Here is a 21,174-nt window from a genome sequence, read left to right on the forward strand (position 1 = left end):
GATTACAGATTGTTATACCATAATTACTGAAAGCAGTTGTCTGTTGGGTGTCAGTCTATTGTGTGAACAAACCTTTTCTTATTCAGTGCTTTAGAAATAAATTTTGTAGCTGATGTTCGGAATCAATCCCGATCCGTCTTTTTCTTCTACTACGCTTGTTCTTTCATTGTATTCATAGAAATGCATTCCGGTGCGCATACCTACATTCAGTATCTTTAGAGAGAACTCGTGAGACACTCTTTTCTTATTGATCCGGAAGCTGATAGAGACATCACCATTAATGGAAGGATTGAAACGTTTGGTATATGCCTTGCTTTCGTCAAAAACGATGTCGCGTTCTTCCTGGCTTTTTTCTTCATCCACAGGAGTGTAGCGTCCCCCTCCCTGAAAAAACAGGCGTCCGTTTATACTTAATACATTTTGTTTGAGTCTGCCGACCATCCATTCTTTTCCGGCGAGCAAGTTCACTAAATAACTTTTGTCCAGTCTTGTATTTCGCCAGATACGGTCTCCTCCCCTATACTTCGACTTGAATAATGAACCTGTAATCATATAGTAGAAGCCATTTTTCATATACTGCTCCAATGTTATATCTATTCCATAGTTTTTCGCTGTTCCGGTGCTTGTCAGGATCCGGTCTAAATAGAATTCTTCGTAATTAATAATCGAAAAGGAAGAATTCTTTTCCACCGGTATGTGGAACAGGTATTGATAATAGGGTTCTATTTTCAGATGGAGACTTTGATTAATATTCCAGTCATAAGTAAATCCGAAATGATGTGCCTTAGAAAAATCCAGGTATCGGTTTGATTCCTTTTTACCATTGATTACCTGTTCGACAAAATAATAATCGAGCCTTTCCCTATGGCTGTGCAAACCGTAAGCTACCGCTAAAGAATGTGCAGGATTTATTTCCCATTTGAGTGCGACTCTCGGTTCTATCGACCAGTTCTTGTTTAAAGTAAAGTATTGTCCGGTAACTCCCAAACTGGTTGTCAGGTTATTGCTCAAGTTGATTACGGAACTGCTATACGCCGAAAAAACTGTACTTTCTCCACTACCTTTCGAAAGCTGCTCCATGGGTTGGTTTAATCCAAAATAAGGACTGACCTTATAATCAAGATCATATTTAAGTTCCGTAATGGTAATCCCCGTTCTATTGGTGTGCCTCGAACTGAATTTCTTGTTCAGATAAGAATTGAATACAAAATTCCATCTGCTGTTTTGAATATCTCCCACTTGGACAATGGTTCCATCGTCAGTCTGTAAGTTGACTAATGAATGATCTTTCGAATAGGTTGCAGATAGAGAAGAACGGATATAGGTATTTTCATTAATTACATATTTATGAGTTAGCCCGCCTGCCAGTTTATCCAGTTTGTTAGATCCCGACGACCGGTCTCCCATCGTTTCCCATTCGGAACGATCCAAAACCTCTGCCTTGTTCCTGTCGATCAATCCTAATCCCCAGATTGAAAAGGTTCCGGCTTTACGTGTGGGGAAATTCAGTTTAAAGGCTAAATCCTGATATTTCAGGTTGATGTCATTGCCCGACGCCAGCGAGGTAGTGGAAAAACGGTAATTAATCAGGTAGGAACTTCCCCGCTTTTTATTGATAGGGCCTTCCGAAGCCAAATCTATCCCCATGAGTCCGACTTGAAAAGCGTGTTCGTACTTCTGATTATTGCCATTTCGCAGATGCATATCGAAAACTCCTGATAAGGCATTGCTGTATTCCGCAGGGAAAGCTCCGTTGTAGAAATCGGAGTTGCCGATGACTTGCGTACTCAAACCGGACAGGAATCCTCCGCCCAAACCTGATAAATCAGCAAAATGGGTAGGATTAGGTATTTCAATTCCCTCTAGTCTCCATTGGGTAAATTGTGGAGCGTTTCCCCGGATGGCAACCGCATTGGTACCGACATCTCCCGCTACTCCTGCAAATGCAGAACTCAACCGTGCAGGGTCGTCAAAGCCATTGGCAAATCGTGACGCTTCTTCGATACTAATCATACGTCCTCCTGTGATGGCCATCGGGTTGACAGTCCGGTCTTTTTTTATTTCCGGTTTGACAAGCACCTCGGCCAAATCCTGTACATTTTCATCCATCGGAATCTCTACAAATACTTCTTTGGAAGAAGTGACAGATACTTCGGTGATGATACTTGAGCGATACCCCATAAAAGTTGCCTGAATATTATAACGCCCTACCGGGACATTATTAATCCGGAAATTTCCCCGTTCGTCAGTCGAACCTCCCCGCGAGGGATCTTCTGTTATACAGACGGAGGCATATTCTATCGGCGTATTGGTTTTGGAATCAACAACAATTCCTCTTATGGTTTGAGTCAGTTTTTGTGTATCATTGTTGGCGGGCTTTTGCTTGTTATCCTGCAAAGAGATAATAATATGATATCCTTTTATCTTATATGCATATCCCGTTCCTTTCAATAGTTGGGTCATGGCTTTGTCGACAGTTGCATTTTTGAGAGATAAAGAGTGCTTCTTTTCGATATCCAGCTTCGATTGTTCATAAGCGATGCTATATCCGGTTTGTGTCTCTATTTGTGCAAAAGCCTCTTTTAATGAGATCTTTTTATTTTGTATGGTAATCTTTTTTTCTTTATTCTGTGCAACAGTTGTAAGAGAGAGAAAAGTAAAAAATAAAAAAATGGCGAGCTTACCTGCTCTTTTCTTCGTATTTATTCGATTCATTATTCTATATTTGTATGTTGATACTTCATTTTACGTCACTTGTTGAATGAGGGTAGACATTTCAGAACTGGGAAGAGGGTCTCAAGCTACTTCCCGGTTCTTTTTATTCATAGGCTGTTTCTTTTTTATGGTTGGGTTACTACTATTTTTTTTTCATACTGCTGATAATCAAAGCCGATTATATCTTTCAATATATTCAGTATTTCATCCAGGCTTTCATCTTTTAGAAACTTGACTGTATATCGTTTCGATGTGGGGATAGTTGCTGTATTATCAATCGTGGTGTTGTAGTGCCTTTCCAAGGTTCGGAATATTTCTCCGGCACTGGCATTGGTAAAGACTAGTTTTCCCACTATCCAGCAGTTGGTATCATTGGTATCTATCATTGATATATGGATGTCTGATGATTTTTTGTCGTATGTAAGCTGCTCATTGGGCTTTAGTATATGGGGAGGTTGGGACTGAACGCTCACTTCCACCTTACCGCTAGTCAATGTAGTAGTTATTTTCTCATCATTAGGATAGGCTTTCACGTTGAATCTGGTTCCGAGCACTTTCACCGAAAGTTGGGATGCTTCTACAATAAAAGGACTTGCGGTATCTTTTTTGACAGAGAAATAAGCTTCGCCGTCAAGCATTACCAAGCGTTTATCTTTGGCAAAAGTTTCCGGATATAAAATGGTACTTCCCGCGTTCAACCATACTTCCGAACTGTCTGGTAAGATCAGGTGTTTCTGTTCTCCGTAGGCAACGGATACTTCTATCATTTCGTTGTGGGGAGAAAGATAGTAGAACATTCCTCCTGCAAATAAAAACAAAGGAATAATAACGGCGGCAATACGGGCAAATTTCTGATAAGAAACTATGTTGGTGAGATGCTCCTTATTATATCCCGTTCTTAAATTTACCCGTTCCAATGAAGCATAAGTATTCGAATCGGCTTCTACGTCCAATTCATTCCAAAAATCCAGTGAAGCCTTAGCTTTCGCCTGCTGATTTTTATCTTTGATGATCCACTTCTGCACTTTCTCTTCCGTTTCGGATGGAAAACGGGCGGAGAGGAACATTTTGATGATTTTACTGATATTACTTTTCTTCATTTTTGCTGCACTTTACTATATATACAGTTTGGTGGCAAAAAGCTCAATAAGAAAATGAATATTTTTTTGAAAAAAGCAGGATGAGGACGAAAATGATCCTATAACAATGATACCAAAAAACATGAAATCACCTTCCGTATTTCTTTCAAAGCAAGGCTTAACTGGCTTTCAACATTTCTTTTGGTAGTATTCAGGCGTTCGGCAATTTCGGCATTGGATAGTCCTTCGTTACGGCTCAATGTATAAATCATTCTCCGTTGTTCAGGCATTCCCCCGACAAGTTTGTCAATCAGCATTTCCAGCTCCTTGGCAATAAGGTCTTCTTCAGAAGTAGAGCTATATTCTGTATCTTGGTTGTTGTTCAGATAGGCATCGCACACATATTTATGTTTCAGGAAGTTGATGGCTGCATTTCTGGCAATGGTGTGCAAATAAGAATGGAATGATTTGGATGTATCAATGGAATGACGATTGATCCAAAGATTGACAAATAAATCCTCTGTCAGCTCTTCCGCATCGGGCTCCGATTTTATATATCCGTCAATGAATGTTTTGGTTTTGTTGTAGTATGCTATAAAAATAGTCTCAAAGGCCTTGTGATTCCCATCCTGAAAGGCCTCCAGCGTTTTTATATCAATGTTATTACTCATACTATTTCCCAACTTTCATTTCATTAGGACAAAAGAAACAATAATTTATCTTATATGAATGCTCTTTTTTGAAATATTAATGATATTAGGAGGATTTATTTTATTTTAATGGCCGGTAAAGAATACCAAATACATTCAGCAGATAGCCTAACAAACAGACTAAAGGTGCAATGCGTATGCGTGTTTCGCTAAATATATCGGGATGATAGGCGGCAAGGGTACTCCCCTCGCCGCTCATCAATATATATCCTGCGATAATCAATATCGAACCGATTATTAAAATGATGTAATTTTTTTTGCTTAATACAGTTTCCAGTTCTTTCTCTTTTACTATTTTCGTTTTCATCTTTCTTGAGTTTAGTTTTGATAATTCATTAGTTGAGCGAGTCGCATGTATTTCTCTTCAAACTGCTGATTACTCTGTTTATACCTCTCTTTATCCATATCTTTCAGTAATTCATTACACTGATTCCACTGCCAGAACTTATACAGGCAATCTCGTTGAACCATCGCTATCCGGCTATCTCCCAGCGAGAAAGCCCAGTCGATATAATCTCTCGATTCTGCTATCAGATCATTCAATAAAGTGATCGCTTTCCCGCTTTCTCCTATGGAGGCATAAGCTGTGGCTATCTCATACGAACCACTTTCGTATACTTGAGGTACATTATACGCCGGAATAGCTTGTTCGGCATACGCTAATACTTTTTGGGCACGGGCATTATCTCCTTGTTTCACCAGTTCTTTAGCCAGTTGGGCAAAGAGTCTTCGGTGGGAGTAGCAGATGCGCATAGTCGTTTCGTCCAGATAAAGTCCGGGAGTATCTAATCCTCCATATTTATATCTGTTCATCACATTCTCGTAGAATTTCTCCGTATCTATTGCATATCCATTGTCCCCTTCCGCGTCTCCCCATTTTTTATAATTAAACGGGGTAAACCGGAATGCCAATCCTTCCTGGACAAAGTAATCATCAAACTTCAATTTAGTGGCATTTCCCACCGAGATAGCCATGTATAACGGACGTTCCCAGTTGCAGTTAGCCAATATTTCGAGTATGAGCAAATCTACTTTAGTCAGCAGACGTATATCTTTCAGAGAAATAGATAGTTTATCCGGTATCGCATTTTTCAATTCTTCTCCTTTTAAATGACGAATGGCTTTAGGTAGCATCATTCCCGAACGAAGCACTGCATCCTTATCGATGTGAATGTTTATTGTATCGGTAGGTATCACATGAAATTCCTGCTTCTCTGCAAATACCCAATGTTTCAAGATGTTCTTTATCTCATACGGATCATCTCCAAAACTGTCACGGGCTTCTTCGGGATGCTTTTGATACAATTCTTCTATTTGTTTCTTCAACTCCGGACGAATGGCTACATATTCGTTCTTTCCCTCTTGATATTGATTTTGTTTCCAGCTGATCGGTAGTCCGGGAGCATTGTATAGAGGACATTGTTGCTGATAAATATACCAGTCGGTTTGCGCATAACTTAAGTTGCAGATGCGTGCATCTCTGCGAACCTCTTCCGTGTCCTGATTATACCACAAAGGGAACGTATCATTGTCTCCGTTACAGAATATGATCGGGTTTCCTGTATCGGGAAGCGTCATTAGATAATTAGCCCCAAAGTCACGGCAGGTATACCGATTGCTCCGGTCGTGATCGTCCCAAGTCTGGCTCGCCATTTGTACGGGGATGAGCAGGCAAAGCAGCATGAGTAAGCTGACCGGGAGGACTTTAAAGTGCTTCCGACGAAGCATGTCACAGCATCCGGCAGCTCCCATCCCGATCCAGATAGCGAAGGCATAGAACGAACCTGCATACGCATAATCCCGTTCGCGAGGTTGTCCGGGAGTCTGATTCAGATAGAGCACAATCGCCAATCCGGTCATAAAGAAAAGGAAAAACAAGACACTGAATTGTTGCTTGCCTTTCTTCCCACGTGCCCATTGCCAATAGATACCAAGTAGTCCTAATAATAACGGCAAGCCATAGAAAACATTGTGGCCTTTATTCTGCTGCAAAGATTCCGGTAAAAGCTTCTGATCCCCCAAGCGCAGATTGTCAAGCCAGGAAATTCCGGTAATCCAGTTGCCGTGTTCCGGTTCACCGCTTCCTTGAATATCATTCTGCCGTCCGACAAAATTCCATAGGAAATAACGTACATACATATAGTTGAGTTGGTATGTAATGAAATAAGTCAGGTTCTCTTTTTGTGTGGGTACATCATTCGTGCTTCCCGACCATCCTTTATAAGAAGCAGCCAAACGATCATTCCACATTCGCGGAAACAACATATTTTGAGTGTAGCACACATTTTCTTTATAGCCGATAATTTTATACTTGCCTTCTTCTTTATCTTGTCGATATATGGCACTACCTTTTTTCGTTTTTACTTTGTAATAGTCTCTATCGGGCACATACTCCGGTTCGGAAGCGTATGTTCTTCCGTAAAGTAAAGGGGCACTTTCATACTGTTCGCGATTCAGGTAGCTTTTGAGCGTGAAAATATGATCCGGTGCATTTTCATTAAGCGGTGTATTGGCATTGGCACGAATCAATATGACCGCATAAGTGGTATATCCTATGGTGAGCATGAGTAGGCACCATAAACCGGTATGTACTATGCGTTTTCTGAATCGGTAGATGGCTCCTATCAACAAAGACAGGACTAAAGTCAGAAAAATGATTAATCCTGTTTGGAAAGGAAATCCTAATACATTGACGAAGAATAGCTCGAACCATCCTCCCATATCAGCCATTCCGGGTATATAAACAAAGAGAATCAATACAATAAGAAGACCGGACAGCGCAATCGTTCCGATCACTCCCTTAAGTGATACAGCTTGGTATTTCCGGTAATAGAACACCAATACAATAGCAGGAATACAAAGCAGATTGAGCAGGTGTACTCCGATGGAAAGTCCTATAATATAGGCTATCAGGATAATCCAGCGGTCGCCGGATATTGAATCTGCTTCGTCCTGCCAGCGAAGAATCATCCAAAAAACCAAAGCTGTGAGGAAGGAAGAGAAGGCATATACTTCACCCTCTACCGCACTGAACCAGAATGTATCGCTGAAGGTGTAAGCCAAAGCTCCTACAAACCCTGCTCCTAAAATGATAATTACGTCGGTCGTTGATAGCTTCCGTGCATCATCCGTAAGTATGCTTCGCACCAATCGGGTAATACTCCAAAAAAGAAACAAAATACACCCTGCACTTAACAGTGCATTTAAAAAGTTGACCATGCGCGATACCTGCGAAGCATCGGACGCAAACTGGGTGAATAGATTCCCGACAAGCATATAGAAAGGTGCTCCCGGTGGATGACCAACTTGTAGCTTTTCGGCACATGAAATAAATTCGGGACAATCCCAAAAACTTGCGGTAGGTTCAATAGTCATTCCATACACAAAAGCTGCTATCAGAAAGACAATCCAACCTCCTAAATCGTTTCCTCTTTTAAATAATAAGTAACTCATTGTTCTGTCATTTTTTTGTTTGCAAAGTTACAGAACATGCATATATGATAAGTGTTTTTTGCCGGACAGATACGGACAAAATGATTCCGTAATTTATTGATATTCAGACTTAATAGAAGTCTAAATACAGACAAAAGCAGACAGCATATATATAGGGGAAAATTATTTATTCTGTAATTTCATTGTTTCTTCAATTTTAGCTTATTTCTGTACGGGTTTTCACCACAGAGGACACAGAGGGCACAGAGGTGAATTTTATTCATTACTTACAGTTTTGAGCATAATTGTGATGCGTAATCCTCTACTATAAAGTTGAAAAACGTAAAAACATCTGCCACCTGCAACGAAAAGCGTGTAATGTGCTAGTTGATAAATAGTTGGAACGTTGCAGATACCTGCGGCAGATAGGTTGCAGATACTTTATCTGCAACACAGTATAAACTTTACATAAGCTAATTCTCTAGGAGCGCAAAAGTTTATTTGAATACATAACTTCCTGTATCCAAGCGGGGAATTGTCGTTTCCTGCATTAGAAACTATAGTTTCCACGGCAGGAAACGACAATTTCTAAGGCAGGACACTACAGTTTCTACGTAAGGATACTGTCGTTTCTCTGTAGAGACACTACAAATTATCCATAGAGCCATCCCAATTATCCCATAGCTTTGCATAAAGGAATCAAGGCTTTTTCTTTGATTATATAACGTGTTGCAGATAAAGTATCTGCAACCTATCTGCCACAGGTATCTGCAACGCTCCAACTATTTGTCAACTAGTGTATTACACGCTTTTCGTTGCAGGTGGCAGATGTTTTATGTTTTTTCAACTTTATAGTAGACAAAACTTTCATTCATTTCTGCACTGAAATAAATTTCTCCGTTAAAGTGGTGAAGCCCCCAATGACTTAACAATATCTTCCAATGATTCTTTCGAGTTTATCAGCATCAGTTTCTCCGTTTTTATTCTGGAAATTCTTCGTGTTAGTGTTTCGGTAGTAAGTTTCATTAAATCAGCAAAATAAGCCGGTTGAACTCCTTCCCGTAGAAAAGCACATACCCTTAAATCTTCTTCCGTGAGTTTTGGACTTATCTCTTTCAATTTAGAAACAAGTCCATAGACATTTTCTTGAAGTCGCAGCAACTCTGTCCAGTCTTTCTCGGAGAAAGAAGGGATTTTAGAAGACAAAACATTCCGTTCCTTAAACTGCCGTACTTTTGAGACAACCGGAGAACTTTCATAGATATGTAGTTGAAGAGACTGATACTTCTCTTCGAGATGATTACACCGCAACATCAGTTTATCCGACTCGACATCTTTCTTCAGTATTTCCTCTTTGAAAAGATCCAGTTGGGAAAGTGCGTGTCGGTTTTTCTTCCAGAGTAGTCCAAGCAACAAAGACATCACACCAAACATACCTAAAGCAGAAGACAGAATGACCGAAGAATCACTTTTGTTATCATTTAATATCAACTGACTGGCGTATGCCTTTCTTTCCATTTCCAGTGCTTCATCAAAGTTACCGTATTTCTGATAATAAAGACTACATCGTTTGCATATTTTTGCCAGATGATCGTATTCCTCTGTTTCTTTGGCAAGTTTGATTGCCTCCTTAAAGTGGATCTCTGCATTCTCTTTCTGTTCCAAATCACTTTCTACACAAGCAAGATAATAATATGCTTTAGATTTTTGATATTCATCACCGTGTTTCTCATAATAAGATGCCGCCTGCCTAATCTGCTTATCAGAGGAATGAGGAATGTTTTTATCCTCGTTGAGCTGGGTACACAATAAATTATACTCTGCCAGTTGAGCCTCATTCATTTGGCTTGACTGAATAGTCTCAAGAATAATGGATGCTGTATCAGGGTCCTGCTCCATCAGTTGCGCAGCCTTGTCCAGCCCTTGCTTCACGCTCGTCCCTTCCGGATGGCAGGCAGCTAGTGAAAGGAGCATCATATACAATAAAATTCGAAGATTATTCATAACTCTATTTTTGTCTTTGCAAAGGATTGATTGGATTTGCAAATATAAAAAATAATCGGCATTTATGCTTCTATAAGTTACACAAAATATAGTGACGCTATCCTGTTCTTATAGTGACACTATCCTTGCTAAATGGCGTCACTATCCTGACAGGATAGCGTCACTATGTTTTTTTGACAAATATCAAGCCGATGCGGGCTATTAATTAAGAAGATAAGCCGTATCTTTGTAGCAAACAAGAAAATTATATATCATGATTAAAAACATTGTATTTGATTTTGGAGGAGTGATTGTAGATATTGATCGTGACAAAGCGGTTCAGGCATTTATCAAACTAGGACTGGCAGATGCTGATACCCGGCTGGATAAATATCACCAGACCGGCATCTTTCAAGAACTGGAAGAAGGAAAGCTAAGTGCGGATGAGTTTCGGAAACAACTGGGGGATTTATGTGGCCGTCCATTGACGATGGAGGAAACCAAACAGGCATGGCTGGGCTTTTTCAACGAAGTAAATCTAAATAAGCTCGATTATATATTGGAATTGAGAAAGTCCTATCATGTGTATATTTTAAGTAATACCAATCCTTTTGTTATGTCGTGGGCATGCAGCCCCGATTTCTCATCGAAGAAAAAGCCGTTGAATGATTATTGTGACAAACTATATTTGTCTTATCAGGTCGGTCATACAAAACCTGCACCCGAAATTTTCGAATTTATGGTGAATGATTGTAATATCATTCCTTCCGAAACTTTATTTGTTGATGACGGCGCTTCAAATATCCATATAGGCAAGGAACTCGGATTTGAAACGTTCCAGCCGAAGAATGGTGAAGATTGGCGGGAAGAAATGACTGCTATCTTGGAGAAATGATAATTGAGCAGTTAGTACCATACCGCAAATAAGAAATATGCAACCACAAGTCATACTTATTACCGGAGCATCTTCCGGATTCGGCAAGATTACCGCTCAAATGTTATCGGAACGAGGGCACATCGTTTATGGAACAAGCCGGAAACCTTCCGAAGACATGAATCAAGTAAAGATGCTTGTTGTCGATGTTACCAATTCCTTTTCCGTTTGTCAGGCCGTAGAGCGGATTCTATTGGAGCAAGGACGGATTGATGTATTGATTAATAATGCCGGAATAGGTATCGGCGGCGCATTAGAACTTGCTACTGAAGAAGAAGTGAATATACAAATGAATACAAACTTCTTCGGTGTAGTGAATATGTGTAAAGCAGTTTTGCCATCTATGAGAAAGGCGCGAAAGGGCAAGATTATCAATATCAGCTCTATCGGTGGTGTAATGGGAATCCCCTATCAGGGATTTTATTCTGCTTCGAAATTTGCAGTGGAGGGATATAGCGAAGCATTGGCTTTAGAGGTTCATCCGTTCCATATAAAGGTTTGTGTAGTAGAACCGGGAGATTTCAACACCGGATTTACTGATAACCGGAATATCTCCGAACAGACAAGACTGGATGCTGATTACGGAGAAAGTTTTCTGAAATCATTGGAGATTATAGAAAAAGAGGAACGTAATGGATGCCATCCGCAGAAGTTGGGTGCTGCCATCTGTAAGATAGTGGAACGTACCAATCCTCCTTTTCGGACGAAAGTAGGTCCATGGATACAGGTGTTGTTTGCGAAGAGCAAAAAATGGTTGCCTGATGCAGTGATGCAGTGTGCCTTACGGATATTCTACGCAATTAAGTAAACGATACGATATATAAAAGAAACTGTTCCCAAAGTTTCTAAAAGAAAAATCGTCCTTACTACAACCTATCGTAGTAAGGACGATTTTGTAAAATCAAGGCTTTTTTGAACGGCCTCTTTTTTGATTTGAATATCTTCTATGTTTCCGGATTAACCTTTCGGAACCAATTCCAAAAACATGGTAGTAGTCAGCAACACGGCCAGTCCGACGCAAACGCTTATCAACAGCCAATTGATATATTTTGCTTTCGGCTTGGTGTCGGCATGCAGATTATTCAGGAAATACTCCCTAAAGAAAAGATACAGGCCGGGGATCGTGGCACTTGCCAACAAGAAATCTTCCGGAATCTGAAAGAAATAAGTTTTGGATAATCCGATCAGCGACCAGTGGCAAAGGAACAATACCAAAAACATATTGACCTTTTGCGCAAACAGCAATAACAATCCGATGGTAAACACAACTACCGAACAAGGCATGACCGGAGAAGTCATTTCCGGGAATGAAAGTCCGCGTGCCAATGAAACCAAAGGATATATAAAAGGCATTGCCAACAGGACATAAGACAGTAGATCATATTTGTGGGTACGTTCGAAGGTAGTATATCCCGTAATCGTATCCCATATCCAAATGATAGCCATCACACCCCAAAACATAGCCATCACCCCATTATAGCTACGCTCTTCACAGTAGATATAATAGTAGACCAGAGAAATCCACGTATACAGACCTATCATATAGAACTTCATCGCCATTTTCACCCACGGACGTGGTCTGCCGATAAGCAATCCGGTCAATGCAATACCAATCAGAATGATAACTATCTGTAACAGCCAAGTAGCTGAATTATAATATGCAATTGTTCTCCAAAAAATCTCCATAAAAGTTCGTTTTAGTGTCTTGTTAATGAAAAGGCTCTATGTGGGAACAGGAACATCGGGAACGTAGCTCCTACCGCCAACATGAAAATCACTGTGCTTGCTATCAGAGTATTAGAGAAGAACATCGACATAAACTTGTCCAGCTTATCCGGATCATTCACATTTTGCAGACACATGATAAGTGAAAATACCATGTTGTATGCAAACTTTCCCGGAATCATGGGAAGTAACGCCGGAATGTACAATACCGTCATCGGGCAATATACTTTTTTCCCTAACCACAAACTACCGAAGCCGATGACTAATCCGGCAAACAACGAACCTGTGGCAATATCCACGCCTAAATAGGTCATCAAACAAAAACGACAGGCGTGTCCCAGTGCTGCCAGTATGGCAATCATTTTGAATGCACGCAAAGGAGGATCGGAAATCGCACCAAATCCTATACCTGCTATTGCTGCAAAAAATCCATCCGTAAGAATGTCAAGTGCTATCATATCAAATTAAACTGTTTTTTACCATTAATAATGTGAAGGAAAGTCCGATAGCGATGCTGACAATCAACAAAGAAGCCTCTGTCAGACGGGCAAATCCTGTTAATACATATCCCTCTACCACATCAATCACGCCATTAATCAAAGGCACCCCAGGCACAAGATAAAGCACGCTGGTTGCCATGGCAATCTCCGAAGTTGTGTCGAAAATCAGCGCGGTGGAAGCACACAGGGAAGCAACAAAAGCCGAGACTATAAATACAACATAATGATTGATCTTTTTCGCCTGCATTTGTTGTTTCAGGTAGAATCCTGTAATGGTAGCCGAGAACACAATTCCCATCGAAATTAAATCACCGCCGAACAATTTGCAGAAAGACGCATTGGCAAATCCTACCAGTAGTAAAACGAAAAGCGGATGTATCCGCGGAGCAGAAATAATCTTCTTGTATTTGTCTTTCAATTCTTCCAATGACAAATGATTGTCTACTGCTTCCCAGCTTAATGCGCTTAACTCTGAATTATGTTCAAAACTGATCGGGTGTGCAGGAATGTCTATAACCTCGTTACAAGCCTCGTTTGTTTCTTTGTCTATAATGGTCAGAATGATGTTTCTATGAAATACGCTTAATTTGACATCTAGTCCGAAAGCCTCTCCAATACGCTTTGTGTTGCGTACCACCCGCGAGGTGTGTACTCCGGCCCCCATTAAATGGGCTGAATATTCTGCAATAAATTTACCTATGGATAATAAAGATTCGCCTGTCTTCATGAATATGATATTTTTAAATCGGGCGCAAAAGTACAAAAAAAATAGATACCTTTGCCGCGATTAAAAATAAAAAATGCATGAATAACCAATTTACGCATCCTAAAGAGAGAATACGTTTTGCCATATTGACTTTTTTCTTTGCCCAAGGACTTTGTATGGCAAGTTGGGCTAGCCGAATCCCTGATTTTAAAGACGTTTTTGCCGCAAATTATGCTTTCTACTGGGGACTGATTTTATTTATGATCCCTGTCGGAAAATTTGTCGCGATCCCCTTGGCTGGTTATCTTGTTTCGAAGTTAGGAAGTCGGAGCATGGTACAGGTCAGTATCCTGGGATACGCTTCATCTCTGCTTTGCATCGGGCTGGCTCATGAGGTCTATCTTTTAGGCTTTCTGCTCTTCTGCTTCGGGGTGTGCTGGAATTTGTGTGATATATCATTCAATACACAAGGCATTGAGGTGGAACGTATCTATGGTAAAACCATTATGGCCACTTTTCATGGAGGATGGAGTCTGGGGGCATGTGCAGGAGCACTTATCGGCTTCGTGATGATTTTGGCCGGAGTCTCCCCTATCTGGCATTATACACTGATATTTATAATCATCCTTATAATTGCACTTTCCGGACGGAAATATTTGCAGGAGAGCGCACCGCAGGAAGCGGAAGTTTCTGATACAAAGATGAAGGAAAGAAATACAGCCAAAGCTCCCAATGGCTTTCGCCTGTTATTTCAAAAACCGGAAATGTTGCTTTTGCAGTTAGGACTTGTCGGACTGTTCGCGCTGATTGTAGAAAGCGCAATGTTCGACTGGAGTGCCGTTTATTTCGAATCAGTGGTTCACGTACCTAAGTCATTGCAAATCGGTTTTCTTGTATTTATGATTATGATGGCAACGGGCCGTTTCCTGACTAACTATGCTTATCAGCTTTGGGGAAAGAAGAAAGTCCTGCAACTGGCGGGCAGCTTTATCTGTATCGGCTTTTTTGTTTCTGCCCTGTTAGGAGGAGTTTTCGAATCTATGGCCATGAAAGTAATCATCAATTCTTTAGGTTTCATGCTGGTCGGCTTGGGAATATCCTGCATTGTGCCTACTTTGTACAGCTTCGTGGGAGCCAAATCAAAAACACCGGTCAGTATTGCACTTACCATTCTGTCAAGTATCAGTTTTATAGGTTCGTTGATTGCTCCCCTGCTTATCGGTGCCATCTCGCAGGCGTTCGATATCCGTATCGCTTATATGATTATCGGCATATTGGGCGGATGCATCGTATTAATTGTCAGTTTCAGTAGTGCTTTCGATATTCAGGAATCCGGCGATAAACCTGAATAGAACAAATAAAAAACGCAGCCTTTCACAGTGTTTAAAATTAAACCTCCTGTGAAAGGCCGCGTCAATCTTTTAATGCCTTAACTAACCTAACTACTTTATCTTAACTATACTAACCTATCTACAAAATACCCGAAAAATCTTTTATACTACTAATAATCCTATCTTTCAATTCGTTATTTTCAACTATTGAGAAGCCACAGTCTACATTTGCCGGAGCCAATAATACAGCTTTAGCTTCTTCTGCATCTGCCATCTCTTCCGGGTGCTCTCTGAAATAAGTTTCCCATTGGGAAGCTGATTGCGGAGTTACCCCCAGCACATAGTTGATAAAATCATCATCCGTCAAAAAATCCATTACCTTTGAGCACATATCGCATCCTTTTTAAGCGTTTACATAAGTAGGACGGCGTTATCCTGTCTATGTACTCAACCCATTTACCTTTTTACTAAAATTAACTTGCCAGACTACGCAACTTTGTCAATCCGCGATGCATCAGGTTGCGTACAGACTGATAATTCATATTCATAATCTCGCAGATATCCTCGTATTTCTTTTCTTCTATATAATATAATGTAAGCGCTTCGCGTTGGCGGGGAGATAATTGATCCAGCAGACGTCTAACCAATGAAAATTCATTCTTGCGTTGCTCTTCTTCCATATAATCATCTTCTACATCTGTAGGAGTGGATATGCTAACTTCTTCTACTGCTGTATCAGACATATACATACGTCTGCGAAGTTCATCACACAACTTATTCTTTAAGGAGATGAATAAATAAGATCTCAAATTATCGATTGTTCCTAATTCATCTTTCTTTGTATAGAGTTTCACGAAGATGTCATGAATACAATCTTTCAGTAACTCTTTATCAATGGTCAACTTCAATCCGTAATTAAAAAGGACGTTGATGTGCAAGTTATACAGCTGTGAAAAAGCTGCCATGTTTCCCGCTTGAAAAGAAGCGAGCAAAGTGTCGGTTGAATGATTAGTCTGTTCCATCATAGCATTAATTCGATTGATTTGATGTTGCAAAACTAAGCAGTATCGACCGCAACTTTGGGTAAAATCTGGTTTGTGGATTGAAAAAACAAGTATCATGTTTTATAACACTCTTTTACTAGAAATTACCAATAAAAAGCAAAAATCCCGCTGAATGGTCTTCAACGGGATTCTTTGCTTTATAACTTATGGAACCAATAAATGCCTTCTTTCTTATCTGGCACCTTTAGATTGTATAAGCCATTTATTTTCAGTGATTTATTTATCGTTTCAATCTTTCCGGAAGCAGGATGAATGTACTTTAATACATACTTTCCGGACGATAATTGAACAGGAATTTCTGTTCCGGACTTGGAATAAATGATACTTCCAATATCAGATTTTACCATTTTCTTGTACTCATCCGTATTTGTTTCTTCCACTTCCATGGCTGCTGCATCCTTCAGGAACGCTTTATCTGTGCACGGAATTACAGGACATGAACCTCCTGCCATGAATACAGCCCATCCCATAGCCGGATAATTCTGTGCGTAGAATGTCACTGCCTTTTGAGGAAATTTCTGACGATACTCATTGACAGCTTTATATGCTTCTGTGAAAGTCACCTTTCCCACTTTCATCTTACGCATGTGCTGACGTGGCGCCATATTCTTTCCACCTTCCGGCGCAAAGATTCCGTCCGTCTTATAATGCCAATACCGGATATCAATAATATCTACTACGGCAGCGCGTTTAGGATCTGCAAGGATTGCATCCTGTACGTCTTTCGTTGTACTCAATGCCACTTTCGCTTTCTTCCCGGTTTCAGTTTCCCATTCAGCTATCACGTCCAACCAAAATTGTACGAAGTGCAACGGGCCTGTAAATTCGGCGCTTGTCAACTGAATAACATTCGAATTGTCTGCGAAGTTATTCAGGCATTGGCGGATATATTGTCTGTGCAGTTCACGACGGACAGGATGAGTAATGTCATAGAACATATCCGCCACAAAGATTCGTTTGTCTCCGGCAAATGGAGCCGGTTCAGGAAATCCGGTCTGATTGATGTTATTGCTGCTTCTCCATGGAGAATCTACCCAATGAGCACCGGCTTCCAATATATTGTGCTGGAAATAGTTTTCATGGAACAACAGCAGTCCGTCCTTATTTCCTTTTTCTGCAAATTCTTTTAAGCGGCTCCAGTACCATGCATTAGGGCGTTTCAAATCATATTTGCTCAATCCTTCCCATGCTGTTCCCTGACCGCTACGACCGAATGGCTGTTCATAGAAAGGTCCCCATACATCACCATCCCGACGGCGAACCCGTTCGTGGTCATCCCGGCGACGATCGTACCAAAGACCGTAATTCTGATCGAAAACAAGAATGTTTTTCTGTTTCATAAAGTCGACTACAGAATCAATGCGGTCGGTTAATCCCAATCCCTCGCGTCCCGGCACAAAGCGGGTGATGGCCGGACTTGCCTTTTTCAGATAATTGGTTTTGAGCTTTCCGTTCCACCAAGGGGTGGTATGACTACCTCCAACCAATAGAGCTCCGTCCATCTGAATACGTCCATTGGTTACAGTTACTTCCGGTTGGGTTAATAATTTAGCAGCAGCAGAATAAGAAGAAGAATTTGCAAGTGCAGCGCTCTTTTTCTCTTTAATGTCATCAATTGATTTTACTCCGGTTGATGCCACTGAAGGAGCAAACTTATTATCACCTATCCAATGTTCCAACGTCAACCGTGGATTATATGCTTCTTTAGCGAGTTCCATAGCTACTTCCACTGTAGGACTACTGGTTGCACTTGTATTTCTGGGCAGAATACGTGCACGTTCTGCACATTCTTTGTTTAACCGTTCTCCCAATTGAGCATAAAAAATACTACGAGGTTGTACATGATTGTTGGATTGTGCCCATTCACCGTCACCGGAGAATTGTGCCCAACAACCGTATGCACGGTTCATCGCATCTTTTGCCGGGGCATAACATTCGATTTCCGCTGCGGTACATTGCCAAAACAAACTGTTTGCCGTATTCCAACCGGCTCCGTTTTTATCTTGTCCCAAATTCTTGAAAGTCAGGTTATGACCGTCGATATTTACTACGTCAAACAACAGTCCGCACGCCCAGGCATCAATAGAACCGCTGAATCCCAAAGATTCATACGAATCACATTGTACAAAAGCATTGGGACCGGCTGCGCAATATCCGGCAGCAAAGTCATGAATACCCTGTTCCGAATAGCAGCGTTGAAATAAAGTTTGTTGTCCCAGCGTATGGAAAGTGCAACGACGCATCCCTCCGATTTCTGAAACGGGTTCTTTCGAGATACAGTCTTCAACGGTAATTTTGGAACCTGTACGCTGAACAATTACAGCACTTCCTGCAAAATGCTTGAAATTAACCAGTCTCACCCAACAGTTTTCCGCATCCTCAATGGAAATACCTGTCCAGCAATGATCCTCGTCTTTAGGATAACGCTTGTCGTAATCAGAAATCAGTGTCATATTTTCTACGCCACAATCGTGAATACGTCCGTTCCATTGATAAGTCAACAGGGAAGAAGTTCCATAGTTGGCATCCAAAGCTACGGTCAGCGGAGCATCCAGTGTTACTTGGTTGCCGTTTACTTCGCAGACTGTTCTGTCCCAAGTCAGATCCATGTCACCTTCTTTCCATCCCAAAGCACTGATACCTCCTCCAAAAATATCACAACCCAAAGAGGCAATCCATTCTTTGCCGGAAGGACGGGTAACCATGACACGGTCTCCTTTTTTCAGAGAAACACCCGAAGCGACTTCCAATGTTCTCGCGTTTACCGGAACATAGTGGGAAAGCACCTTCAATGTGTCTTGTACATTCAGGTCATCCATTCCTTCCATGTAGATAAGCGCACCTCTGTCCACGCCCTTTTTCAGCAGTATTGTTTTTTCTTTATCCGTACCCCGCAATACAATTCCGGATGCGGAGATACGAATACTGCCGGACAGGGAAAACTCTCCCTGATCGAGTAATACGGCTCCCCGAAAACCGGAAGCGTCAGGAGTCAGCGAAGCTACATAATCAATGGCACGTTGAATACGCGCAGTATTATCTCCGGCTTTCCAGGGTACAAATACCACATTACGGACAGAAGGAATATCCTGTTCGGAGGATTTATATCCGCATGTAGAGAAATCGAGAATCCGGTTTCCCCGATCATCATTCAGGTAAGTGATCTGGTCATTCTTAACCTGTAAAGCAAAGGTTTGCGCATAACTTTGCACAAACCCAATGCTCAATAATCCTAAAAGGATCGTTCTTACTTGTATTTTCATTACAATAAACTTTAATCTCTTTTCATCCGGTTACAACAGACTTTTCCGTTTAGACAATGTATCGTAATTGTTCTTCAAGTCTGTCCAGTCCACTTTCTTTCTGGTGTCTATACCATTGATGTATTTTTCAATATTGGTATATCCGTCACCGTTGCAGTCCATGTTTGCGTCAGCCGGGTCGTTCGGATTCAATCCGTTGGCAATTTCCCAAGCATCCGGCATACCGTCGCCGTCCGAGTCTACTACCGCTTCACCTTTATATTCGGGCAGTCCGCCTACCTGACGAATATCTGTGATGATACCTTGCTTGTAAGAATCAGCCGGTAACCGTCTCTTCACGTAAGGAGAGACAAACTCCGGTGCATCTTTCGCATAAATGGCCTTTCCTGTTTGTACGGTTTTAATGACACGTGCATCTACTGCGTCACGTTTTGGAAAATTAGCTCCTACATTATCTAATACAAAGGTATAAGCTTTTTTGGTATCCATTACAGTTACCGGTGGCATTTTGAAAGCCTCGTCCGATTTAATTAGCGGCAAAAACTTTGCGGCGTCCACCTCTTCTTTAAGTTGTACGCCTCCGTCCCAGTTATCTTTTGTAACTTTAGCATTGCCATGGATAATATTTCCGTTTACGTATGCTTTTCCGAATGAAAGCGGTCTGTTTTTGTCACGTCCCGCTTCCGGTTTGAGAATACGATAAGAAATCGGTTTACCTATCGGAGTGATCGGACCGGGTTTGAAATAGTTGTTTATCATATTGTAGAAACTGTTGTGATCGCCTCCGTCTACGGAACGGTTCCACCAGTTGAAAACAACATTATTGACGAAGTTAAAATCGCCGTCCATACCTACCGAACTATTCCGGCTGATGTTGGAAGCAAAGAGATTACGGCAGAACATACTGTTATGCCCACCGATGGTTGCACCGAAAGCATGATTGTAGGTATCCAATGCTTCAGAAAAAATAGAATTCTGGATGGTAATGTTTACCGTCGGAAGTTTCAGCCCGTGTCCATCTGCTCCTCTGTTGTATACATGACGGTAGATAGACATATTTTCATCCAATCCCCAACTGGCGGAGCAATGGTCAATCATGATATTTCCAACCGCATTCCCTCCTACTGCATCATCACGGAAAGCTACGTCCTGCGCACCGCGGCGGAAGCGCATGTGGCGAATCACGACATCGTGTGTATCGATCAGGAAAGATTGTCCGGTGACGCAGATACCATCTCCGGGAGCTGTTTGTCCGGCAATTGTTACATAAGGGGCACGTACGCTAATCGGGCTTTTCAACCGAATCACTCCCGCTACATTGAATACAATAATACGTGCACCTCCCGTTTCGCAGGCTTCGCGTAATGTTCCGGGACCGGAATCTTCCAGCGAAGTGACTACGATCACTTTACCGCCACGACCACCGGGGGTATACATACCTCCGCCTTCCGCGCCGGGGAAAGCCGGGATATTACTTTTTATCAAATCTTCGGGTTTGGAGGCCCAAGGCTTATAGGGACGACCTTTCTTTGCTTCTTCTAACACTGTCGGCAAAGCTTTTTCCCATGCCGCATCCGATTTCCGTTCAAACTCCGCTTCTTGTTTTGCTCCTCTTGCTTTTACCGAGTCCGGAATTACAGGATACTGGGCTGCCACAGGTAGTACACAGGCAACCAGCATCCACGCTGATAATACTTTCTTAATGTTGTTCATTCTTTCGAATCTTAATTAG

Annotated in this window: 16 protein-coding genes; 3 read left to right on the forward strand and 13 right to left on the reverse strand. The window is 41.4% G+C overall.

The features are described 5' to 3' along the window. Positions 1–90 precede the first annotated feature (90 nt). From BSAG_RS04565 to BSAG_RS04540, 6 genes are all read right to left on the reverse strand, one after another. Complete coding sequence (locus tag BSAG_RS04565; RefSeq protein WP_004314336.1) at positions 91–2,715, reverse strand: carboxypeptidase regulatory-like domain-containing protein; 2,625 nt, start codon at positions 2,713–2,715, stop codon at positions 91–93. A 125-nt stretch (positions 2,716–2,840) separates the two neighbouring features. Continuing rightward, positions 2,841–3,815, reverse strand: a complete 975-nt coding sequence (locus tag BSAG_RS04560) for a FecR family protein (RefSeq protein WP_004314335.1) — start codon at positions 3,813–3,815, stop codon at positions 2,841–2,843. A 98-nt stretch (positions 3,816–3,913) separates the two neighbouring features. Beyond that, complete coding sequence (locus BSAG_RS04555) at positions 3,914–4,465, reverse strand: RNA polymerase sigma-70 factor (RefSeq protein WP_004314334.1); 552 nt, start codon at positions 4,463–4,465, stop codon at positions 3,914–3,916. A gap of 100 nt (positions 4,466–4,565) precedes the next feature. After that, positions 4,566–4,811: a DUF3098 domain-containing protein gene (locus tag BSAG_RS04550; RefSeq protein WP_004314333.1), complete on the reverse strand. Its 246-nt coding sequence runs from the start codon at positions 4,809–4,811 to the stop codon at positions 4,566–4,568. Between the two features lie 11 nt (positions 4,812–4,822). After that, positions 4,823–7,957 carry a DUF2723 domain-containing protein gene (locus BSAG_RS04545; protein WP_004314332.1) on the reverse strand — a complete coding sequence of 1,045 codons (3,135 nt, stop codon included), beginning with the start codon at positions 7,955–7,957 and terminating at the stop codon, positions 4,823–4,825. A gap of 879 nt (positions 7,958–8,836) precedes the next feature. Next, positions 8,837–9,940, reverse strand: coding sequence for a tetratricopeptide repeat protein (locus tag BSAG_RS04540; protein WP_008019568.1), 1,104 nt, complete (start codon positions 9,938–9,940; stop codon positions 8,837–8,839). A 253-nt stretch (positions 9,941–10,193) separates the two neighbouring features. On the opposite strand from BSAG_RS04540, the gene BSAG_RS04535 reads away from it, so the two are divergent. Continuing rightward, positions 10,194–10,814, forward strand: a complete 621-nt coding sequence (locus BSAG_RS04535; RefSeq protein ID WP_004314330.1) for an HAD family hydrolase — start codon at positions 10,194–10,196, stop codon at positions 10,812–10,814. 37 nt (positions 10,815–10,851) lie between these two features. Continuing rightward, positions 10,852–11,661: an SDR family oxidoreductase gene (locus tag BSAG_RS04530; protein WP_004314329.1), complete on the forward strand. Its 810-nt coding sequence runs from the start codon at positions 10,852–10,854 to the stop codon at positions 11,659–11,661. Between the two features lie 149 nt (positions 11,662–11,810). On the opposite strand, the gene BSAG_RS04525 is transcribed toward BSAG_RS04530, so the two are convergent. From BSAG_RS04525 to BSAG_RS04515, 3 genes are read right to left on the reverse strand one after another with little or no spacing between them, the layout of a single operon-like run. Then, complete coding sequence (locus tag BSAG_RS04525) at positions 11,811–12,539, reverse strand: DUF6064 family protein (RefSeq protein WP_004309746.1); 729 nt, start codon at positions 12,537–12,539, stop codon at positions 11,811–11,813. An 11-nt stretch (positions 12,540–12,550) separates the two neighbouring features. Next, a complete protein-coding gene (locus tag BSAG_RS04520; RefSeq protein ID WP_004309747.1) occupies positions 12,551–13,036 on the reverse strand; it encodes a threonine/serine exporter family protein in 486 nt (161 codons plus the stop codon). 1 nt (position 13,037) lies between these two features. Next, positions 13,038–13,805: a threonine/serine exporter family protein gene (locus BSAG_RS04515; protein ID WP_004296023.1), complete on the reverse strand. Its 768-nt coding sequence runs from the start codon at positions 13,803–13,805 to the stop codon at positions 13,038–13,040. 77 nt (positions 13,806–13,882) lie between these two features. Between BSAG_RS04515 and BSAG_RS04510 the strand changes: the two genes are divergently transcribed. Next, positions 13,883–15,136 carry an MFS transporter gene (locus BSAG_RS04510; protein ID WP_004314328.1) on the forward strand — a complete coding sequence of 418 codons (1,254 nt, stop codon included), beginning with the start codon at positions 13,883–13,885 and terminating at the stop codon, positions 15,134–15,136. Between the two features lie 118 nt (positions 15,137–15,254). On the opposite strand, the gene BSAG_RS04505 is transcribed toward BSAG_RS04510, so the two are convergent. The 4 genes from BSAG_RS04505 to BSAG_RS04490 form a co-directional block, all read right to left on the reverse strand. Next, positions 15,255–15,506: a hypothetical protein gene (locus BSAG_RS04505; RefSeq protein WP_004309749.1), complete on the reverse strand. Its 252-nt coding sequence runs from the start codon at positions 15,504–15,506 to the stop codon at positions 15,255–15,257. Between the two features lie 82 nt (positions 15,507–15,588). After that, positions 15,589–16,140, reverse strand: coding sequence for an RNA polymerase sigma factor (locus tag BSAG_RS04500; protein WP_004296026.1), 552 nt, complete (start codon positions 16,138–16,140; stop codon positions 15,589–15,591). A gap of 176 nt (positions 16,141–16,316) precedes the next feature. After that, entirely contained in the window at positions 16,317–19,442 is a 3,126-nt protein-coding gene (locus tag BSAG_RS04495; protein ID WP_004314327.1) for a DUF6298 domain-containing protein, read from the reverse strand. A gap of 30 nt (positions 19,443–19,472) precedes the next feature. Next, positions 19,473–21,155 carry a polysaccharide lyase gene (locus BSAG_RS04490; RefSeq protein WP_004314326.1) on the reverse strand — a complete coding sequence of 561 codons (1,683 nt, stop codon included), beginning with the start codon at positions 21,153–21,155 and terminating at the stop codon, positions 19,473–19,475. Positions 21,156–21,174: the final 19 nt, after the last annotated feature.

Source organism: Bacteroides sp. D1, from assembly GCF_000157095.2.
Lineage (GTDB): Bacteria > Bacteroidota > Bacteroidia > Bacteroidales > Bacteroidaceae > Bacteroides > Bacteroides xylanisolvens.

What these genes read in the sequence shown, in the direction of transcription:
- BSAG_RS04540 (WP_008019568.1), bottom strand. Translation starts at nt 9,940, where the DNA reads ATGAATAATCTTCGAATTTTATTGTATATGATGCTCCTTTCACTAGCT.
- BSAG_RS04560 (WP_004314335.1), bottom strand. Translation starts at nt 3,815, where the DNA reads ATGAAGAAAAGTAATATCAGTAAAATCATCAAAATGTTCCTCTCCGCC.
- BSAG_RS04500 (WP_004296026.1), bottom strand. Translation starts at nt 16,140, where the DNA reads ATGATGGAACAGACTAATCATTCAACCGACACTTTGCTCGCTTCTTTT.
- BSAG_RS04515 (WP_004296023.1), bottom strand. Translation starts at nt 13,805, where the DNA reads ATGAAGACAGGCGAATCTTTATTATCCATAGGTAAATTTATTGCAGAA.
- BSAG_RS04495 (WP_004314327.1), bottom strand. Translation starts at nt 19,442, where the DNA reads ATGAAAATACAAGTAAGAACGATCCTTTTAGGATTATTGAGCATTGGG.
- BSAG_RS04535 (WP_004314330.1), top strand. Translation starts at nt 10,194, where the DNA reads ATGATTAAAAACATTGTATTTGATTTTGGAGGAGTGATTGTAGATATT.
- BSAG_RS04490 (WP_004314326.1), bottom strand. Translation starts at nt 21,155, where the DNA reads ATGAACAACATTAAGAAAGTATTATCAGCGTGGATGCTGGTTGCCTGT.
- BSAG_RS04520 (WP_004309747.1), bottom strand. Translation starts at nt 13,036, where the DNA reads ATGATAGCACTTGACATTCTTACGGATGGATTTTTTGCAGCAATAGCA.
- BSAG_RS04510 (WP_004314328.1), top strand. Translation starts at nt 13,883, where the DNA reads ATGAATAACCAATTTACGCATCCTAAAGAGAGAATACGTTTTGCCATA.
- BSAG_RS04555 (WP_004314334.1), bottom strand. Translation starts at nt 4,465, where the DNA reads ATGAGTAATAACATTGATATAAAAACGCTGGAGGCCTTTCAGGATGGG.
- BSAG_RS04505 (WP_004309749.1), bottom strand. Translation starts at nt 15,506, where the DNA reads ATGTGCTCAAAGGTAATGGATTTTTTGACGGATGATGATTTTATCAAC.
- BSAG_RS04545 (WP_004314332.1), bottom strand. Translation starts at nt 7,957, where the DNA reads ATGAGTTACTTATTATTTAAAAGAGGAAACGATTTAGGAGGTTGGATT.
- BSAG_RS04530 (WP_004314329.1), top strand. Translation starts at nt 10,852, where the DNA reads ATGCAACCACAAGTCATACTTATTACCGGAGCATCTTCCGGATTCGGC.
- BSAG_RS04565 (WP_004314336.1), bottom strand. Translation starts at nt 2,715, where the DNA reads ATGAATCGAATAAATACGAAGAAAAGAGCAGGTAAGCTCGCCATTTTT.
- BSAG_RS04525 (WP_004309746.1), bottom strand. Translation starts at nt 12,539, where the DNA reads ATGGAGATTTTTTGGAGAACAATTGCATATTATAATTCAGCTACTTGG.
- BSAG_RS04550 (WP_004314333.1), bottom strand. Translation starts at nt 4,811, where the DNA reads ATGAAAACGAAAATAGTAAAAGAGAAAGAACTGGAAACTGTATTAAGC.